Source organism: Conexibacter woesei Iso977N, assembly GCF_000424625.1.
Classification (GTDB): Bacteria; Actinomycetota; Thermoleophilia; order Solirubrobacterales; family Solirubrobacteraceae; genus Baekduia; species Baekduia woesei_A.
Window position 1 is genome coordinate 274,085 of sequence record NZ_AUKG01000004.1, and the last position, 17,573, is coordinate 291,657.

17 protein-coding genes are annotated in these 17,573 nt (G+C 71.4%); 11 read left to right on the plus strand and 6 right to left on the minus strand.

The window, feature by feature from the left end; translation table 11 throughout:
- Positions 1 to 15 precede the first annotated feature (15 nt).
- Complete coding sequence (locus H030_RS0125780; RefSeq protein WP_027008252.1) at positions 16 to 324, plus strand: ArsR/SmtB family transcription factor; 309 nt, start codon at positions 16 to 18, stop codon at positions 322 to 324.
- Here the strand turns inward: H030_RS0125780 and H030_RS0125785 are convergent.
- The 3 genes from H030_RS0125785 to H030_RS39400 are packed head-to-tail and all read right to left on the minus strand — an operon-like array spanning position 321 to position 4,008.
- Positions 321 to 1,940 carry a pilus assembly PilX family protein gene (locus tag H030_RS0125785; protein ID WP_027008253.1) on the minus strand — a complete coding sequence of 540 codons (1,620 nt, stop codon included), beginning with the start codon at positions 1,938 to 1,940 and terminating at the stop codon, positions 321 to 323. The genes H030_RS0125780 and H030_RS0125785 overlap by 4 nt on opposite strands.
- Complete coding sequence (locus tag H030_RS39395; protein WP_027008254.1) at positions 1,934 to 2,641, minus strand: PilW family protein; 708 nt, start codon at positions 2,639 to 2,641, stop codon at positions 1,934 to 1,936. The genes H030_RS0125785 and H030_RS39395 overlap by 7 nt, the downstream gene beginning before the upstream one ends.
- Positions 2,635 to 4,008, minus strand: a complete 1,374-nt coding sequence (locus H030_RS39400) for a hypothetical protein (RefSeq protein ID WP_027008255.1) — start codon at positions 4,006 to 4,008, stop codon at positions 2,635 to 2,637. Before H030_RS39400 ends, H030_RS39395 begins: the two co-directional genes overlap by 7 nt.
- A 316-nt stretch (positions 4,009 to 4,324) precedes the next feature.
- Between H030_RS39400 and H030_RS35290 the strand changes: the two genes are divergently transcribed.
- The 10 genes from H030_RS35290 to H030_RS0125845 all read left to right on the plus strand — a co-directional run bounded on the left by H030_RS35290 (position 4,325) and on the right by H030_RS0125845 (position 14,107).
- The gene (locus H030_RS35290) at positions 4,325 to 5,539 is read left to right on the plus strand and encodes an ROK family transcriptional regulator (protein WP_035129823.1); all 1,215 of its coding nucleotides are present in this window, start codon (positions 4,325 to 4,327) and stop codon (positions 5,537 to 5,539) included.
- A gap of 69 nt (positions 5,540 to 5,608) precedes the next feature.
- Positions 5,609 to 6,745 carry a sugar ABC transporter substrate-binding protein gene (locus tag H030_RS0125805; RefSeq protein ID WP_035129827.1) on the plus strand — a complete coding sequence of 379 codons (1,137 nt, stop codon included), beginning with the start codon at positions 5,609 to 5,611 and terminating at the stop codon, positions 6,743 to 6,745.
- 30 nt (positions 6,746 to 6,775) lie between these two features.
- Entirely contained in the window at positions 6,776 to 7,555 is a 780-nt protein-coding gene (locus H030_RS35295) for an ATP-binding cassette domain-containing protein (protein ID WP_051223758.1), read from the plus strand.
- The gene (locus tag H030_RS0125815; RefSeq protein WP_027008257.1) at positions 7,552 to 8,799 is read left to right on the plus strand and encodes a sugar ABC transporter permease; all 1,248 of its coding nucleotides are present in this window, start codon (positions 7,552 to 7,554) and stop codon (positions 8,797 to 8,799) included. Before H030_RS35295 ends, H030_RS0125815 begins: the two co-directional genes overlap by 4 nt.
- A gap of 133 nt (positions 8,800 to 8,932) precedes the next feature.
- Positions 8,933 to 9,709 (plus strand): DeoR/GlpR family DNA-binding transcription regulator, encoded by a 777-nt coding sequence (locus H030_RS0125820; protein WP_027008258.1) that lies wholly within the window; start codon positions 8,933 to 8,935, stop codon positions 9,707 to 9,709.
- The gene (locus H030_RS0125825; protein WP_027008259.1) at positions 9,706 to 10,869 is read left to right on the plus strand and encodes an MFS transporter; all 1,164 of its coding nucleotides are present in this window, start codon (positions 9,706 to 9,708) and stop codon (positions 10,867 to 10,869) included. Before H030_RS0125820 ends, H030_RS0125825 begins: the two co-directional genes overlap by 4 nt.
- Positions 10,866 to 11,513: an HAD-IA family hydrolase gene (locus tag H030_RS35300; RefSeq protein WP_051223760.1), complete on the plus strand. Its 648-nt coding sequence runs from the start codon at positions 10,866 to 10,868 to the stop codon at positions 11,511 to 11,513. The genes H030_RS0125825 and H030_RS35300 overlap by 4 nt, the downstream gene beginning before the upstream one ends.
- 66 nt (positions 11,514 to 11,579) lie before the next feature.
- On the plus strand, positions 11,580 to 12,389 hold the full coding sequence (locus H030_RS0125835; RefSeq protein ID WP_027008260.1) for a hypothetical protein: 810 nt from the start codon (positions 11,580 to 11,582) through the stop codon (positions 12,387 to 12,389).
- On the plus strand, positions 12,390 to 12,689 hold the full coding sequence (locus tag H030_RS0125840) for an SH3 domain-containing protein (RefSeq protein WP_027008261.1): 300 nt from the start codon (positions 12,390 to 12,392) through the stop codon (positions 12,687 to 12,689).
- Between the two features lie 47 nt (positions 12,690 to 12,736).
- Positions 12,737 to 14,107 (plus strand): RNA polymerase sigma factor, encoded by a 1,371-nt coding sequence (locus H030_RS0125845; RefSeq protein WP_027008262.1) that lies wholly within the window; start codon positions 12,737 to 12,739, stop codon positions 14,105 to 14,107.
- On the opposite strand, the gene H030_RS0125850 is transcribed toward H030_RS0125845, so the two are convergent.
- Genes H030_RS0125850 through H030_RS0125860 form a run of 3 tightly spaced genes read right to left on the minus strand, consistent with a single transcriptional unit; the run spans position 14,108 to position 17,516 of the window.
- Positions 14,108 to 15,019: a formylglycine-generating enzyme family protein gene (locus tag H030_RS0125850; protein ID WP_027008263.1), complete on the minus strand. Its 912-nt coding sequence runs from the start codon at positions 15,017 to 15,019 to the stop codon at positions 14,108 to 14,110.
- 26 nt (positions 15,020 to 15,045) lie between these two features.
- On the minus strand, positions 15,046 to 15,963 hold the full coding sequence (locus H030_RS0125855; RefSeq protein ID WP_027008264.1) for an HAD family hydrolase: 918 nt from the start codon (positions 15,961 to 15,963) through the stop codon (positions 15,046 to 15,048).
- A 5-nt stretch (positions 15,964 to 15,968) separates the two neighbouring features.
- Positions 15,969 to 17,516 carry an arylsulfatase gene (locus H030_RS0125860; RefSeq protein ID WP_027008265.1) on the minus strand — a complete coding sequence of 516 codons (1,548 nt, stop codon included), beginning with the start codon at positions 17,514 to 17,516 and terminating at the stop codon, positions 15,969 to 15,971.
- Positions 17,517 to 17,573: the final 57 nt, after the last annotated feature.

Consider the following 17,573-nt stretch of genomic DNA (forward strand, 5'->3'; position numbering starts at 1 on the left):
GCTATCCTGAGCGTCGTGGACCTGCATCAGCCCGACACCTCCGAGCTCGACCTCACGACCGTCCTGCAGGCGCTCGGCGACCCCGTGCGGCTGAAGATCGTGCGCGCGCTCGACGCCGGCGGCGAGGCCGTCTGCGGCTCGATGGAGCTCGGGATCTCCAAGTCCACCCGCAGCCACCACTTCAAGACCCTGCGCGAGGCCGGCGTGACGTTCACGCGCATCGAGGGCACCCACCGCCACGTGTCGCTGCGGCGGGATGACCTCGAGGCGCGTTTCCCCGGCCTGCTGGACGCGGTCCTGCAGACCGCGCCCGTCCTGGGCTAGCTGGTCGGGGGCGGCGTGCCGACCGTCATCTGCGCCGGCTTCTGCTCCGTCTGTCGGACGACGTCCCAGCGGGTCTGGACGGGGTCCAGGAAGTTCGGCGGGCTGCGGTACTTCAGCCGGTCGTCGTAGTTGTAGTCCTTGCCGTAGCCGGTCGAGATGTTCGTGCCGGAGCCGGTGCCGACCGTGCCGCGGTAGTACTGGGCGATCGCGCCGTTGACCTGCAGGCTGCCCAGGGCGCTGCCGCAGTCGTAGTTGTCGACCACGAACGAGTGGGCGAGCGCGAGGATCGCGGCGTCGATCTGCGTGACCGCCGCGTAACCCGCCGGCGTGTTGGCGCAGTTCGTCCCCGACCGCGCCGGGTGGTAGACGCGGACGAAGTTGGTGGCGACCAGGCCCATCATCTCGTCGCCGGACTTCTTGATGTCGCCGTTGATCACGATGTCGTTGGCCGATCCGATCGTGATCGACTGCGAGTAGGTGCCCCTGACGGCGACGTCGGCGCAGGTCGCCGGGTTGTCGTAGTTCTCGTTGCGCGAGTAGCCGCAGGCGCCGCTGCCGGTGACGTAGATGACGCCGTTGGGCGGCGCCTGCGCACCCGTCAGCGGCTTGGTCACCATGTTGCCGCTGCAGGTGACCTGGTTGGTCCTGCTCCAGGTCTGGCTCGTGTAGACGTCGACGACGTCGTTGCGGAAGTCGAGGCAGGTCTGACCCGTGAACGTCCAGGCGGGGGTCGCGAGGGTCTGCAGGTTCGTGTTGCCGTCGGGCAGGTCGAGCGTTGCCGCCGGCGTCGTCTTGGGGCCGTTGAAGACCGGCGTCGACGTGCCGCAGCCGGACGCCGAGATGTAGCCCGGCGACGACCCGGCGACCTCGAACTTGTCGCTCTTGCCCACGCGGCCGAAGGTCGGAGACCCGCACGTGACGATCGACTCGTCGTTGGTGTGCATCGGCCCCCTGATCCTGTCCACGTTCTGGAACTGGATCACGACGCACGCGCTGCCGCGCCTGCTACGTGGGTTGTCGCAGTTGGCGGCGCCCGAGATGATCGGGTCCTGCGTCTCCCACTTGGTGAAGTAGATGTAGTCGACGAAGCCCTGGCGGCGGAACGTGCCGATGACCGACCGGTAGTGCCCGTTGGCGCGGCCGGTCGCGCGGATCCGCAGGTTGCCGTTCTGCAGCGCGGTCGTCGATGCGGCGGTGCCCGTCTGGCAGGGAACGGCGGCGCCGGTCGTGACGCTCTTGGTGTTCAGGATCTCGATCCGCCACTGCTCCTTGGTCTTGGCCTGGCCGTCGGCGTTGGTGACCGTCGCCCACGACGGGTTCCTGTCGCCCTCGAGCGTGACCGGCGCCGCCGAGCCATTGGAGAGCGTGACGTTGGTCGCGCACCTCTGCCAGAAGGTGTCGGGGCTGCGGGCGAGCTGGTAGGCGTACCACTCGACGCCGGCCTGCGCGGCCTCATAGGCGCGCTTGGTGTCCTGGTCGTTGCGGCCGAAGGCCGTGTCCTGGTTGACCGCGGCCCACGCGGCAACCACGAACATCCCGAGGATCATCATGCTCACCATGACGGTGACCAACGTGAACCCGCTGTCCTCGCGGGCGCGCTTGAGTGACTTCAGCACTGGGTTCCCTGCCCTGGGTTGCTCGGATCGACCTGGCCGATGACCGACTGCGCCTCGATCGGCGCGGCCGAGTCGGTCGCCGACGTCTTGGTGCGCGACGGCAGCGACGTGAGGTTCGTCTTGATCGCGACGATCGTCCTCAGCGTGACCGCGTTCGTGCCCGGCGCCGTGATCGGATTGGCGGCGACCGTGCCGGCGGTCGTGTCGAAGGGGTAGTAGGTGAACAGCGTCGTCCCGTCGCCCTGCGGCTGCATGTTGGTGCCGATGACCTTGGTCTTCGTGGGCGTCGCCGGGTAGACGAGCGTCGAGTCCGTCGACGAGGCCTGACCGCTGTAGCTGTACATGTCCTCGTAGACCGTCTTGGTCGCGGAGTCCCAGCGGATGCGGTACTGGACCGGTGAGTCCTCCGGGCCGCCGGTGTTGCCGGTGAACGTGATCGAGTTGGCGGAAGCGTTGGTGATCGGCGCCGTGTTGTTGTTGCAGACCCCGGCTTGCAGCAGCGAGCTGATCACGTCGGTCGTGATCCGCGCCCGCTGGGTCGCGTCGAGGCGGTCGGTGACCTTTGCCGTGTTGGTCAACCCGTTGGTGAAGACCATCAGCACCGCGGTCAGCACGATCGACCCGATCGCCAGCGCGGTCAGCAGCTCGATCAGCGAGAAACCGTCGTCGTCGCGCAGCAGCGCGCGTGCCCGGGTCAGCATGTCGCACCCGACTTCCAGTTGCCGGAGCCGGTCCCGTCGACGATCGGGGTGAGGTTCACGGTCGTGCTCCTCGCGCCGCCCTGAACGGGACTGATCGCCCCCGCGATGGTGCTCGCGTAGTTGGTCCTGGTGGCGGCGACGTACTTCTGGACGCAGATGTTGTAGGTGCCGGCGGGGACGTGGAAGACGTACGGGCCGGCCGACGTGGTCGTGTCGATCGCGGTGCTGTCGATGCAGTACCTGTTGCTGTCCTGGTTGATCAGCCGCACGTACGTCACCGAGCCTCCGCTCTGACCCCTCACCGTCGACATGGCGCCGCTGAAGCTGACGTTCGCCGTCGGGACGAGCACGTCGACCTGGGTCGAGTCGGCACCGGCCGGGATCCTCACCTGGGGCGGCGTGTACGACGCCGGCGGGGCGTTGCCCTTGCAGCCGCCCGCGTAGATCGTGTAGGCCTGCGTGTACGGGAAGAGCTCGCTGACCTTGGTCGGGGTGCCCGCGGTGGTGATCGGCAGGATGTAGGGGTCGAGCGGCGTGTTGGGCGCGACCGAGGCGGTCTGGTTGTCGAACATCCGCGTCTGCAGCAGCGTCGGGTCGGTCGGCTTGGTGATCAGCGAGTTGACGACGCCGGCGCCGATGCCGCCGCTCGGCGCGGTGGGCGTGCCGGCCGTGGTCGGCACGACGGCCTGGCCGTTCTCGTCGACCCAGCGGATCGTGGCGCGGCCGGCCCGGTCCCACAGGCGGTCGACCTGGGCGGTCTGGCCGGCGCCGATGACGACGTTCTCGCTCGGCGTCTGGATGCCGTTGCGGTCGACGTAGTCGCCGCTCGTGCCGTCCCAGGAGACCCCGAGGGTCCCGGCGGCCAGGCCGGTGAACAGCGCGCAGCCGGTGTTGTCGGTCACCGCGGACTGGCCGTTGGACAGCCGCACCGAGACGCCCGACACACCCGCGCCCGGATCGGTGTGGAGCTTGACCATCAACGCGCCCGTGGCGAGCGCCTCGACGCCGGGCGAGACGTAGGACTCGAGCGTGACCGGGTTGGTGGTGTGCCCGGGCCACGTCACGTAGCTGGTGGTCTTGAGGTACTCCACGCGGTCGGTGCTGGAGTCGCACCTCGCGACGCCGGCGTCGCGCACCCACTCCGCGGTCGAGTGGACCGAGAAGTTGATGTCGTTGATGGTCTTGGTGTAGGTCCTGTCGCGCTGGTCGAGCTGGGCGACGCTCATGACGCGCATGCCGTCCTGGTCCTCCTGGGCCAGGCCGGTGGCGGTCGCCCGCATCCGCGTCTGCGCCGAGGTGTTGGAGGACCTGTCGATGACGTTGAGCGTCGCGGTGGCCAGCACGACCACCAGGACGGCGCTCACCATGACTTCGATCAGCGCGAAGCCACCGTCTCCGGAGAGCCGGTCGCGTAGGCCGCGCGGGCGACTGCGACGCGTTGTGGTCATCACTCCCATCTGATCGGCACGATGCCCGCCGCCACATAGCAGCACCGGACGAACGTCCAACGGTCCGCCACCGGACTCGAACCTCCGTCCATCCGCTCTAGACACGCGCGCTCGGAAGCGCTGTCGATCGACCAGGTGGTTCGTACGCGATATGGGCAAAGGGCGCCGCGCTTAACCCGGAGTTCGTTCTTTCTCTTGACAAACCTAATCTTTAGGTGAGAGGGTCCACGTCGAGATGGGTCATGAAGGGTCCGGATCGCTCGAGTCCCTGCGCGAGCGCAACCGGCGGCGGGTGCTGAGCGCCCTCCGCGTCGCAGGGATCACGTCACGCGCCGAGCTTGCTCGGCGCACGGGTCTGTCCCGTACGACCGTGTCCTCGTTGATCGCGGACCTCGTCCGCGACGGCCTCGTCGCCGAGCGCGTCGACCACTCCGCCGCCCCCGGTGCGCAGGGCGGCCGCCCGCCGGTCCTGGTGTCGCTCGACCGCCGCGCCGGCGCCGCCGTCGGCGTCGACTTCGGCAAGAGCCACGTGACGGTGGCTGTGGCGGACCTCGGTCATACCGTCCTCTCGGAGGTCCGGCGCGAGCTGCCCTCCGACCACCGCGCCGAGCAGGGCCTGGACGCCGCGAGCGAGCTGGTCGAGACCGCGCTGGCCGAGGCCGGCATCGACAAGTCCTTCGTCCTCGGCGTCGGGATGGGCCTCCCGGGCCCGGTCCACGCCGACACCGGCACGGTCGGATCGACGTCGATCCTCCCCGGCTGGGTCGGGATCACGGCCGCCCGCGCGATGAGCGACCGCCTCTCGCTGCCCGTCCGCGTCGACAACGACGCCAACCTCGGCGCGCTCGCCGAGCACGTCTGGGGCGCCGGCGAGGGCGTCGACGACATGATCTACCTCAAGCTCGCGACCGGCATCGGCGCGGGCCTCGTGCTCAACGGCCGCCTCTACGTCGGCGTCGGCGGCACGGCCGGGGAGATCGGGCACACGATCATCGACGAGCACGGCCCCGTGTGCCGCTGCGCCAACCGCGGCTGCCTCGAGACGCTCGCCTCCGGCGCCGCGACCGTCGACCTCCTGCGCCCCACGCTCGGCGAGGACCTCACGCTGTCGCGCGTCGTCGAGCTGACCCTGGAGGGCCACCCCGCCGCCACGCGCGTCGTCGCCGACGCCGGGCGCCACATCGGCCGCGCGGTCGCCAACCTCGTCAACCTGCTCAACCCCAGCCGCGTGGTCGTCGGTGGCGAGATGGCCGCCTGCGGCGACGTCCTGCTCGAGCCGCTGAGCGCCGAGTGCCACCGCCACGCGATCTCCAGCGCCGGCGACGACGTCGAGGTGGCCCACGGGCCGCTCGGTGATCGCGCACAGGTATTGGGCGCTCTGGCCCTGGTGCTGCAGGATGCGGAGACGTTCTCCACGCCCGTCGATCACCTCCAGGAGATCCAGGCGTGAGCCAGAACACCTACAACAAGACTTCCCTCAATCCCTGTCCCCTGCACCTCGAGGAGGAGCGTGCTTTCCATGCGTAGTTCGAAGTGGGTGTCGGTCGTCGCGGCCGCAGCCCTCACGTTCGGCGTTGCCGCCTGCGGCAGCGACGACAACAACAGCTCGACGACGTCGAGCAACTCTGCTGCGAGCACCGGCTCGTCGAGCAGCGCCGGCAAGACCGGCAAGATCGCCCTGCTGCTGCCGGAGTCCAAGACGGCGCGTTACGAGTCCCAGGATCGCCCGAGCTTCACCGCGAAGCTCAAGGAGCTTTGCTCCGGCTGCGACCTGATCTACTCCAACGCCGATCAGGACGCCGCCAAGCAGCAGTCCCAGGCCGAGGCCGCCCTCACCAACGGCGCCAAGGTCATCGTGCTCGACCCGGTGGACTCCGCTTCTGCGGCGTCGATCGTGACGCGCGCGGCGCAGCAGAGGGTGCCGGTCATCTCGTACGACCGTCTCATCCTGAACTCGAAGCCGGCCTACTACATCTCGTTCGACAACGTGAAGGTCGGCCAGCTGCAGGGCCAGTCGCTCGTCGACAAGCTCAAGGCCGACGGCAAGAGCTCCGGCAAGATCGTGATGATCAACGGCGCCCCGACCGACAACAACGCCAAGCTGTTCAAGCAGGGCGCGCACTCGGTCATCGACAAGTCCGGCCTGAAGGTCGCCAAGGAGTACGACACCCCGGACTGGTCGCAGGACAAGGCCCAGTCCGAGATGGAGCAGGCGATCACCGCCCTCGGCAAGAACGGCTTCGTCGGCGTCTACTCCGCCAACGACGGCAACGCGGCGGGCATCGTGGCCGCGATGAAGTCCAACGGCGTCGACCCGACCAAGATCCCGATCACGGGTCAGGACGCGCAGCTCGACGGCGTCCAGCGCATCCTCGCCGGCCAGCAGTACATGACGGTCTACAAGGCGATCAAGCCCGAGGCCGAGGCCGCCGCGCAGCTCGCCGTCAACCTGTTGAACGGCCAGCAGCCGGCCAACGGCGTCGTCAACGGCAAGACCAACAACGGCACGATCGACGTCCCGTCGGTCCTGCTCAGGCCGGTCGCCGTGACCAAGGACAACGTCAAGGACACGATCATCGCGGACGGCTTCTGGAAGCCCTCGCAGATCTGCGTCGGCCAGTACGCTGCCGCCTGCAAGTCCGCCGGCATCCAGTAGCCAGAAGTAGCTGAAAGGGAGTTGCCCGAGATGGCAGAGACCACCCCCCTGCTCGAGCTGCGGGGGATCACCAAGCGGTTCGGCGCCGTTCGCGCGCTGAACGGCGTGGACTTCCGGGTCATGCCCGGCGAGGTCGTTGGCCTCGTCGGTGACAACGGCGCCGGCAAGTCCACGCTCGTCAAGGTCATCTCGGGCATTCACCCGGGCGACGAGGGCGAGTACCTGTGGGACGGGAAGAAGGTGTCCGTCAACACGCCCCCGGACGCAACGGGACTCGGGATCGCGACGGTGTACCAGGACCTCGCCTTGTGCGACAACCTGGACGTCGTCGAGAACCTGTTCCTCGGGCAGGAGGCCACCGCTGGTGGCCTCCTGGACGAGGTCACGATGGAGAAGAAGGCCAACGACCTGCTCGAGGAGCTGTCGGTCACCACGATCCAGTCCGTGCGCGGCGAGGTCGGGGCGATGTCCGGCGGCCAGCGGCAGTCGGTCGCGATCGCCCGATCCCTACTGGGCGATCCCAAGATGGTGATCCTCGACGAGCCGACCGCGGCATTGGGCGTGGCCCAGACCGCGCAGGTCCTGAGGCTGATCACCCGCCTCAAGGAGCGCGGGCTCGGCGTGATCGTCATCTCCCACAACTTGCGTGACGTCTTCGAGGTCGTCGACCGCATCTGGGTCATGCGCCTGGGTGCCAACGGCGGCGAGTTCGACGTCAACAACACCAACGAGCAGGAAGTCGTCGCCGCCATCACCGGGCTCACCGGCAACGGCAACCGCACCAAGACGGAAGGAACGGTGACCCAGTGAGCACCAGCACCGAACCGACGCCGCCCTCGACCGAGCCCACGCTGTCCGACGCCGCGGCGCAGAAGGAGTCGATGCCGACCGGCGTCAAGGACTTCTTCAACCGCATCCGGACCGGCGACCTCGGGTCGCTGCGCGTCCTGATCCTGCTGGCGATCGTCTGGATCATCTTCCAGTCCCAGGAAGACCGCTTCCTGTCGGCGACCAACATCGTCAACCTGTCGCTGCAGATCACCGCGGTCGCGCTGATCTCCGTCGGCGTCGTGCTCGTCCTGCTGCTCGGCGAGATCGACCTGTCGGTCGGCGCCGTGTCCGGCGTGACGTCCGCGATCGTCGCGGTGCTGAGCGTCCAGCACGGCTGGGCCCCGGTCCCGGCGATCGTCGCCGGCCTCGTCGTCGGCCTGCTGATCGGCGCGTTCCAGGGCTTCATCTCGACGCGCTTCAACATCCCGACGTTCGTCGTGACCCTGGCGGGTCTGCTGGGCTGGCAGGGCCTGCAGCTGAAGGTGCTCGGCGAGACCGGCACCGTGAACCTGAACCCGGGCCTGCTGACCGACCTGGCCGGCAAGTTCCTGGCCGACAGCACCGGCTGGATCGTCGCGATCGTCTGCGTGGTGCTGTTCGCGCTCGGGACGCTGCGCGGCTACCAGCGCCGCCTGGCCAGCGGGCTCGCTGCGCCGCCCGTCGCCCTGGTCATCATCCGCATCGCCGCCGTGGCGGTCGCCGCGTTCCTGTTCGTCTACGTGGTCAACAGGGACCGTGGCGTGCCGGTCGCGGTGCTGATCCTGCTCGGCTTCGTCTCCGCCTTCGACTTCTGGACGCGGCGGACGAAGTTCGGCCGCCACATCTACGCGGTCGGCGGCAACATGGAGGCCGCGCGGCGCGCCGGCATCGCGGTCTTCCGCGTCCGCGTGCTCGTGTTCTCCCTGGCCTCGATGATGGCGGCGGTCGGCGGCATCATGGCCGCGTCGCGCCTGCTGGCCGTCAACCAGTCCTCGGGCGGGTCGGACCTGCTGCTGAACTCGATCGCGGGCCCGGTCATCGCCGGCACCTCGCTGTTCGGCGGCCGCGGCAACGTGTGGTCGGCCCTGCTCGGTGCCCTGGTGATCGGCTCGATCTCCAACGGCATGGACCTGTTGGCCTACACCTCGGCCACGAAGTTCATGGTCACGGGCGCGGTCCTCCTCGGTGCCGTCGTCCTGGACTCCGCCGCCCGCATGGGCCGCGCGGCGTCCGGCCGCGTGTAGCGCAGCACAGCAACACGTACGCCTTGCAGAGGGGCGGCCGGTCTTCGGACCGGCCGCCCCTTTGTCGTCGTGGGGCGTCGGCGGCCTGACGCGACGCGCAGGCGCTCCGGGCGAAGCGGTAACTTGCGTCCGGATGCGTGAAACTGCGGTTTTGCCGGATGCACGGCGCGAGGCGATCCTCGGCGCCCTGGCGCGCGACGGGCGCGTGGTCGCCACCGAGCTGGCGGGCGCGCTGGGCGTGTCGGACGACACGGTCCGGCGCGACCTCGACGAGCTCGCGGCCGCCGGGCGCGTGCGGCGCGTGCGCGGCGGCGCGCTGCCCGCGGCGGCGACGACGCCGGCACGGCTGGTCGAGCGGCTCGGGCACGGGACGCCGGAGAAGGCGGCGGTCGCGGCGCGCGCCGCGGCGCTGCTGTCCGACGAGGACGTCGTGTCGATCTGCGGCGGGACGACGGCGCTGGCGATCGCCCAGCTGCTGGCGGTCGACGGGCACGCGCGCCAGGTGATCACGACGTCGCCGGACGTCGCGCTGGCGCTGGCCGACGCGCCCGGCGAGGTGCTGCTCGCGGGCGGGCGGATCGAGCCGGACTCGCGCACCACGGTCGGCGCCGAGGCGGTCGACGCGATCCGCCGCGTCCGGGCCGGCGTCGCGGTGCTCGGCGCGTGCTCGCTGCACCCCGCGGTCGGGCTGACGACCTACCACGCGGGCGAGGCCGAGGTCGCGCGTGAGCAGGCGCGCTGCGCCGGGCGGCTGATGGTCGCGACGGAGGGCTCGAAGCTCGGCTCGACCGCGGCGCACGTGATCGCGCGCGCCGACGACGTCGCGCAGCTGGTCACCGAGTCCTCCGCGCCGGAGGCCGAGCTGGCCGCGCTGCGCGCGCTGGGCGTCGACGTGGTGATCGCGTCGTGAGCTTCGTCAAGCCCTCTCCGCGCGCGGCGGTCACCACGATCTTCCTGCTCAACGGCACGCTGCTGGGCACGTGGGGCGCGCGGATCCCGGCGATCCAGGACAGGCTCGACACCGGGCCGGGCGGCGTGGCGATCGCGCTGGCGGCGCTGGCCGCGGGCGCGCTGATCGCGATGCCGGTCGCGGGCAGGATCGTCTCCAGGCGCGGCAGCACGAACGTGGTCCGGGTCGCGGTCGCCGCGCTCGGGTTGATGTTGGTGTTGCCTGCGGCGATGCCGTCGCTGGCGCTGCTGACGCTGTCGACGTTCGCGCTCGGGCTCGCGAACGGGTCCCTGGACGTGTCGATGAACGTGCAGGGCGTCGAGGTCGAGCGCGCGGCCGGGCGCGCGATCTTCTCCTCGATGCACGCGGCGTTCAGCGCGGGCGGGCTGGTCGGCGCGGGGCTCGCGGCGCTGGCCGTCGTCGCGGACGTCGGGCCGGTCGTGCAGTTCGCCGTTGTTGGTGTTCTCGGCGCGGCGATCGGCGAGTGGATGGCGCGGTCGCTGATCCCGGACGCGGCGCCGCCGGAGACCCACGAGGCGAGCGCGTCGCCCGCGGCCACGAGCGGTGGGCGCTGGGCGCTGCGCGGGCTGGCGTTCTGCTGCCTGTTCTGCGAGGGCGCGGCGATGGACTGGAGCGCCGTGCACCTGCGCGCGATCGGCGCGGGCGCGGCGCTCGCTGCGCTCGCCTACGGCGCCTTCTCGGTCGCGATGGCGACCGGGCGGCTCGGCGGCGACTGGCTCAACGCGCAGATGGGGCCGGTGACGCTGGCGCGCCGCGGCGGCGCGCTGGCGGGTGTCGCGATGGCGGTGTCGCTGCTCGTCGGCGAGCCGGCGGTCGGGCTGTTGGCCTACATCCTGGTCGGCGCCGGGCTGTCGGTCATCACGCCGATGGTCTTCCGCGCCGCGGCGACCGGCGGCGACGCCGGCCCGGCGCTGGCGGCGGTGACGTCGACCGGCTACCTCGGCCTGCTGTCGGGCCCGCCGATCATCGGCGCGGTCGCGTCGCTGACCTCGGTCCCGACGGCGCTGACGCTGATGATCGTGGCTGCGGCGCTCGTCGTCGCGGGCGCGGGCGCGCTGGCGCCGACCAAGACCACCAACAAGACCCCGGAGGTCGCATGACCGCGCTGTCCCTCTCCCCCGCTGCCGTCCTCTCCGACCTCGACGGCGTCCTCGTCGACTCCGGCGACTCGATCGAGGTCACGTGGTCGACGTGGGCGGAGTCGGTCGGGATCGAGCCGTCCGTGTTGCTGGGCTCGGTCCACGGGCGCCCGGCGCGCGACGTGATCGCCGAGTTCGCGCCGCACCTCGACGTCGCCGCCGAGGACGCGCGGATCGAGCGCATGGACATCGAGGGGCCGCCGGCGCGGCTGCTGCCGGGCGCACGCGAGTTGTTGATGGGGTCGAGCGTGGTCGGGTCGTCGTTCGCGGTCGTGACGTCGTGCCCGCCGGAGCTGGGACGCGTGCGGATCGAGACCGCGGGGCTGCCGATCCCGCGCGTGTTCGTGACGTCCGACCGCGTCCGGGCGGGCAAGCCGGACCCGGAGGGCTACCTGCTGGCGGCGCGCTCGCTGGGGGTCGACCCCGCGGCGTGCGTCGTCTTCGAGGACGCGCCGGCGGGCGTGGCCGCAGGCGCCGCGGCGGGCGCGACGGTCGTCGGGATCACGACGACGCACGCGCGCGACGAGCTGCTCGCCGCGGGCGCCGCGACCTGCGCCGCGACCGTCGCGGACGCGCTCTCCCTGGTCGCCGCTTCCCGGAGCTAGGCTCGCCCGGTCAGATTCCGCACGCAGTGCCGTGACATCTTCACGGCGGGAGGAGTCATACCGGGCATGACCACGCTTCTGAACCCCAAGCGCGCCGCCCTCGCCGCGGTGGCCGCGCTGGCCGTGGCGGCCCCGGCCGCGGGCGCCGCCTCCGCCCCCTCGGGCATCGACCCCGCGATCTACGACGCCGGGGTCGCGCCGGGCACGGTGATGCACGGCGTGTCGTCGTTCGTCATCAGCGGCTCGGCGGGCAACGACATGAACCAGCGGATCGAGTGGTGGATCGCGTCGGACCGCTGGCGTTCGCAGACGACCGACACCAGGACCGGCAAGGCGGTCGGCGCCAGCGTCCACGACGCGAGCGGCACGACGTGGATCCGCTACGACCCGCCGGCCGGGATCCCGAAGGTCGAGCACTTCAGGGGCAACGACTCGATCCCCGGGCCGGGCTACCCCGCGGCCTACAACAAGGAGCTGCTGGCGGGCACCGAGCAGGGCTCCGAGCAGCACCGCTACTTCACGTCGCTGCAGGCGATCGGGCCGGTGACGATCGCGGGCGTGACCGGGACCAAGTACGAGCAGCTCGTGGATGGGAAGACCGGCATCCAGGACTCGCAGGACGGGTCGCACGTGTGGATCACGCTCGAGGACGGCACGGCGCTGCCGCTGGCGCGTGAGTCGACGGCGCCGAACGGCAAGTGGGGCCAGTTCGACCAGAAGGAGGAGCTGATCTCCCGCGAGGTCGTGTCGGCCGACAGCACCGCCGGCAGCGCGGTCACGGCGCGCCTGTCGAAGGTCAGCTTCTCGAAGACGGTGAAGACCTGGAAGGCCAAGGTGGCCAAGGCGAAGCGGGCGTCGAAGAAGCACCACCGCTAGGTGCTGGGCCTGCGTTCACGCCGTGGCGCTCTCGCCGCGGTCGCGGTCTCGGCGGCGCTCTGCGCGTCGCCGGCCGTGGCCGCGGCTTCGCCGCGTTCGGCGGTCGTCTGCGTGGCGGCCGTCGGGATGTACGAGACGCCGGGCGGCGCGCGAGTCGGGGTGCTCCACAGGGGCGACCGCGTGCGCGTCGTGACGGTCGGCGCCGACGACCCGTGGTGGCGCGTGGCGGCGGCGTTCGGGACGCGCGGCTGGGTGCGCGAGTCGGCGCTGTGCGACGGCGGCGGACGGCACGGGCGATGAGCGTCGCGGCGAGGGGTTCGGCAGCGGTGCAGCGGCCGTCGGGGCGGATGAGCGACACCGAGCTGCTCGGCGCGCTGCGGCGTGGCGACGATGCGGCGTTCGAGGCGCTGTGCTCGCGGTATGAGAGCGCTCTGCGTCGCTACGCGCGCCACGTGTTGCGGGCGCGCCCGGCGGTGGTCGTCGACGACGTCGTCCAGGAGGCGCTGCTGCGTGCGCACCGGGCGCTGCGGCGCGACGACCGCCACATCGAGGTCCGGCCCTACCTGTTCCGGCTGGTCCGCAACTGCTGCCTGGACGAGCTGGCGCGGGTCCGGACCGACTCCGTCCCGCTGCACCTGCTGGTCGCGGGCGAGGAGCCGGCGGCGTCCGGGCCGTCGGTGGAGTCGGCGGCCGAGCAGCGCGACCGCGTCGCCCTGGCGTTGGGCGACCTCGCGGCGCTGCCGGAGGTCCAGCGGCACGCTCTGGTGCGGCGCGAGCTGGACGGGCTCACGCACGAGCAGGTCGCCGCCGAGCTGGGGATCACGCCGGGCGCGTCGCGCTCGCTGGTCTACCGCGCGCGTGAAGCGCTCACCCGCGCGGACGCCGCCCGCGAGGCGCGCTGCGAGGACGTGCGCTTCGCGCTGCTCAAGGCCCACGACGACAAGCGCCGCGCGCCCGTGAGCGCGCTGCGCCACGTCGCCGGCTGCGGCGCCTGCCGCGCGTTCCGGACCGAGTTGAAGCACAACCGCTCGACGCTGCGGGTGCTGGTTCCGGCGCCACTGCTGCTGCTCGGCGCCGCGGGCCTGGCGCCGGCGCTGAAGGCCGGCGTCGTCAAGCCGGTCGCGACCGGCGCGGTCGCGCTGCTCGCCGCGGGCGGCGCGGCCTACGAGCTGCACCAGCACGTCTTCGCGCCGGGCGACCCGACGCCGATCCCGCTCTCCGGCGTGGCGCTCCCCCACGGCCGCCTGGCCGCGGGCGCGCCGCTGCCCGCGCGCACCGCGCTGATCACCGCCCGGACGGCCGCGTCGGCGACGTCGGCGCAGCTGACCTGCCCCACCGGGATGCGCGTCGCCGGCCTCGTCCCCACGCCCGGCTCCCAGCGCTCGCTCGGCTTCGACCCCGCGACCGTCATCGGCGCCAGCACCTCGGCCCACGTCCTCTTCGGCCCCGGCGACGACGCCGTCGACCTCGCGATCCTCTGCCGCGTCCCGTCCTCGACCGGCTCCGTCCGCGCCAGCTCCGCCACCGCGGCCTCCCACCACCTCATCGTCCACGCCTGCCGCCGCCGCACAGCGCTCGCAACGTCACCCGGCGGCCCCACCTCCGGCACCATCACCGCCTCCGAACCCCTCTCGATCCTCTCCGGCCGCTCCGGCTGGCTCCGCGTCAAGACCGACGCCGGCCGCCGCGGCTGGATCCCCGCCCGCGTCGCCTGCTGATCAGCCCGAGCGGACGGTGCGGAAGCCGATGTGGCTGGTGCCGGTGTCGATCATCTGCGGGCGGCGCGCTGCTGGGCGGTAGCGGAGGCAGTAGCTGTCGGCGCAGAGGAACGAGCCGCCCTTGACGACCTTGCGGGGGACCGGGAACTGGGGTTGGGCCGGGTCGAGGCTGGTGGTCTCGTCGCCGCCGCGGGGGTCGTGTGGGATGCAGCAGGGTGACGCGGCGGCCGGGCCGCGATCGGCGAGGTACCAGTCGTCGGTCCACTCCCACACGTTGCCGGCCATGTCGTGCAGGCCGAAGCCGTTGGCCGGGAAGCTCCCGACGGCGCTCGTCGTCCCGTAGCCGCGCGCCGCGCGCCAGGGGAAGTCGCCGTGCCAGTAGTTCGCGCGCCGCGCGCCGTCCGGCTCCTCGGGCTCGTCGCCCCAGACGTACGTGGCACCCACGAGCCCGCCCCGCGCCGCCAGCTCCCACTCGGCCTCGGTCGGCAGCCGCGCGCCCGCCCATGCTGCGTACGCGGCTGCGTCCTCGTGCGCGACGTGCACGACCGGATGGTCCATCCGCCCCGTCAGTGCCGAGCCCGGGCCCTCCGGATGGCGCCATGACGCGCCCAGCGTCCACGTCCACCACTGGTCGATGTGGCGCAGGTCGACCGGCCCGGCCGTGCCGGTGAAGACGAGCGACCCGGCGCGCAGGTTCTCAACCGGCGCGTCCGGGAAGTCCGCCGGGTCCGGCGCGCGCTCGGCGACCGTGACGTGCCCGGTCGCACGCGCGAACGCCGCGAAGCGCCGGTTGGTCACCGGCGCACGGTCGATCCGGAACGCGCGCGTGACCGTCACCGGCCGCGCGGGCGCCTCCTCGGGGTAGTGATCGTCGGACCCCATCATGTAGGTGTCGGGAGCGATCTCCACCATGTCGGGCTGCGCCGCTGCCGTCGTCGTCACGCCTCCGGGAAGATACGCGCCCAGTCGTCGCGCATCGAGACGACCGTCCACCCCGCGCGCGCCGCGGTCTCGGCGATCGCCTCGGCGCTCGGGTCGGTCATCGCCTTGCCCTCGTAGGCGAACTCCCGATCGGCGTCGTCGTGGTCGACGACGATCGCCAGCGACGGGTGCTCGGTCCCGGTCGTCGCGTACTCGAGCATCTCGCGGTCCCCCGCGCTGTTGCCCGCCGCGAAGATCGGGCGCCGCCCGACGTGCGCCTGGATGTTGATGACCTTGGGGGCGCCCTCGTTGGGCGAGCCGAGCAGCCTGGCCGTGCGCACCAGGTCGATCCTGCCGTCGCGGCGCTCCAGCTCGACCTCGACGGCCGAGCCGACGACGTCGTCGGGCGACACCCCGTAGAGCCGCTCGCTCGCCGCCCGGACGAACTCGACGCCGCCACCGGTGACGATGAACACGCGGAACCCGTGGTCGCGCAGCAAGGCCATCAACTCGAGCATCGGCGCGTAGACCAGGTCCGCGCACGGCCGCCTGAAGTGCGGGTGCGGCGCGTGCTCCAGCCACGCCGCCGCCGTTACGGCGAACGCCTCGGCGGTCACGCCGGCGTCCGTGGCCAGCAGCACCTCGGCCAGCGGCCCGAGCCCCTGCGCGGCCGCGGCCTCCAGGTCGCCCTCGAGCAGCGCCTGCGTGACCGGCCTGGCCGCCAGCTCCGGGTCGTCGGCCGCCTGCTCCTGCAGGCGCTGCAGCAGGTACAGCGCCTGGACGTAGGCCGGCTTCTCGCACCACAGCGTGCCGTCGTTGTCGAAGACGGCGATCCGGTCGCCCGCGGGGACCGACGCCTCGGCGTGGGCCGCGAAGTCCAGCAGGGCCTGCTTGGCCGGCCCGTCGTTCCAGGAGGCCAGTGGCTCGGCGCTCATCGGCCTCAGCGCCCCGACGTCAGGACGCTGTTGAGCTTGTCCACGACCTGGTCGATCGTGAAGCTCGCCGCCTTCTGGCGCGGCGGGAACTCCTCGAACGTCGCCAGGAACTGCGTGACCAGGCCGGTCGCCGCGAGCACGATGTAGTCGTTCTCGAACATCCAGTCCCAGTAGGTGTTGGACGTGATGTCGGCGCGCTCGAACGGGTCCATGCGCAAGTTGAACAACTTGGGCACGCGCAGGGCGACGAACGGCTCGGCCCAGATCTGCAGCGTGCCCTGCTCGCGCTGCTCCATGAAGACGACCTTCCAGTTGTCGAAGCGCAGCGCCAGCACGTCGCCGTCGTCGGAGAAGTAGACGAGGCCCTGGCGCGGCGACCTCTCCGCCGCGCCCGTCAGGTACGGGAGCAGGTTGTAGCCGTCGATGTGGACCCTGTAGGTCGTGTCGCCGATCGTGTGCCCGGCCTTGAGCTTGTCGATGATCTCGTCGTCGCCCGCGGCGGCCAGGAACGTCGGCAGCCAGTCGTGGTGCTGGACGATCTCGTTGGAGACGCTGCCCGCGGCGATCCTGCCGGGCCAGCGGATCATCTCCGGGATCCGGAAGGCGCCCTCCCAGTTGGTGTTCTTCTCGCTGCGGAACGGCGTCATGCCGCCGTCGGGCCACGTGTTCATGTGCGGCCCGTTGTCGGTGGAGTAGATGACGATCGTGTCCTCGGCGAGGCCGAGCTCGTCGAGCTGGTCCAGCAGCGCGCCGACGACCCTGTCGTGGTCGATCATCGTGTCGTGGTAGGGCGACTGCCAGCGGCCGGCCTGGCCGATGCTCTCGGGCTTCGGATGCGTCCGGAAGTGCATGTGCGTGGTGTTGAACCACACGAAGAACGGCGTGTCCTCCGCGGCCTGGCGCCCGATGAAGTCCCTCGCGACGTCGAGCACCTCGTCGTCGATGGTCTCCATCCGCTTCCTCGTCAGCGGCCCGGTGTCCTCGATCCGCTGCTTGCCGACACGCCCGTAGCGGCCCTCCTCGGTGTCGTCGTCGGCGTCGGTCGCCCACGCGTGCAGGACGCCGCGGGGCCGGAAGCGCTCGTTGAAGCCCGGGAAGTCCGCGGCCGGCGGCCAGTTCGGCCACTCCGGCTCCTCCTCGGCGTTCAAGTGGTACAGGTTGCCGTAGAACTCGTCGAAGCCGTGCACCGTCGGCAGGTACTTGTTGAGGTCGCCGAGGTGGTTCTTGCCGAACTGCCCGGTCGCGTAGCCGCGCTCCCTGAGCAGCGTGGCGATCGACACGTCCTCGGGCTGCAGCCCGACGTCGGCGCCCGGCATCCCGACCTTGCTCAGCCCGGTCCGGAACACCGACTGGCCGGTGATGAACGACGACCGCCCCGCCGTGCAGCTCTGCTCGCCGTAGGAGTCGGTGAACCGCATCCCCTCGTCGGCGATCCGGTCGATGTTCGGCGTCCGGTAGCCCATCAGGCCGTCGGAGTAGCAACTCAGGTTGGTGATGCCGATGTCATCGCCCCAGATCACCAGGATGTTGGGCTTCTTGCGCTCGTCGGGCACGTCGTTCCTCCCGTTCCTCTCGCTCGGATACGACGTGCACCATCACCGACGCTGGGA

Excerpts from the sequence above, each read along its gene's own strand:
- H030_RS39395 (WP_027008254.1), bottom strand. The coding sequence starts at position 2,641 with ATGCTGACCCGGGCACGCGCGCTGCTGCGCGACGACGACGGTTTCTCG.
- H030_RS39400 (WP_027008255.1), bottom strand. The coding sequence starts at position 4,008 with ATGGTGAGCGCCGTCCTGGTGGTCGTGCTGGCCACCGCGACGCTCAAC.
- H030_RS35290 (WP_035129823.1), top strand. The coding sequence starts at position 4,325 with ATGGGTCATGAAGGGTCCGGATCGCTCGAGTCCCTGCGCGAGCGCAAC.
- H030_RS0125805 (WP_035129827.1), top strand. The coding sequence starts at position 5,609 with ATGCGTAGTTCGAAGTGGGTGTCGGTCGTCGCGGCCGCAGCCCTCACG.
- H030_RS35295 (WP_051223758.1), top strand. The coding sequence starts at position 6,776 with ATGGCAGAGACCACCCCCCTGCTCGAGCTGCGGGGGATCACCAAGCGG.
- H030_RS0125820 (WP_027008258.1), top strand. The coding sequence starts at position 8,933 with ATGCGTGAAACTGCGGTTTTGCCGGATGCACGGCGCGAGGCGATCCTC.
- H030_RS35300 (WP_051223760.1), top strand. The coding sequence starts at position 10,866 with ATGACCGCGCTGTCCCTCTCCCCCGCTGCCGTCCTCTCCGACCTCGAC.
- H030_RS0125835 (WP_027008260.1), top strand. The coding sequence starts at position 11,580 with ATGACCACGCTTCTGAACCCCAAGCGCGCCGCCCTCGCCGCGGTGGCC.
- H030_RS0125845 (WP_027008262.1), top strand. The coding sequence starts at position 12,737 with ATGAGCGACACCGAGCTGCTCGGCGCGCTGCGGCGTGGCGACGATGCG.
- H030_RS0125850 (WP_027008263.1), bottom strand. The coding sequence starts at position 15,019 with ATGGTGGAGATCGCTCCCGACACCTACATGATGGGGTCCGACGATCAC.
- H030_RS0125855 (WP_027008264.1), bottom strand. The coding sequence starts at position 15,963 with ATGAGCGCCGAGCCACTGGCCTCCTGGAACGACGGGCCGGCCAAGCAG.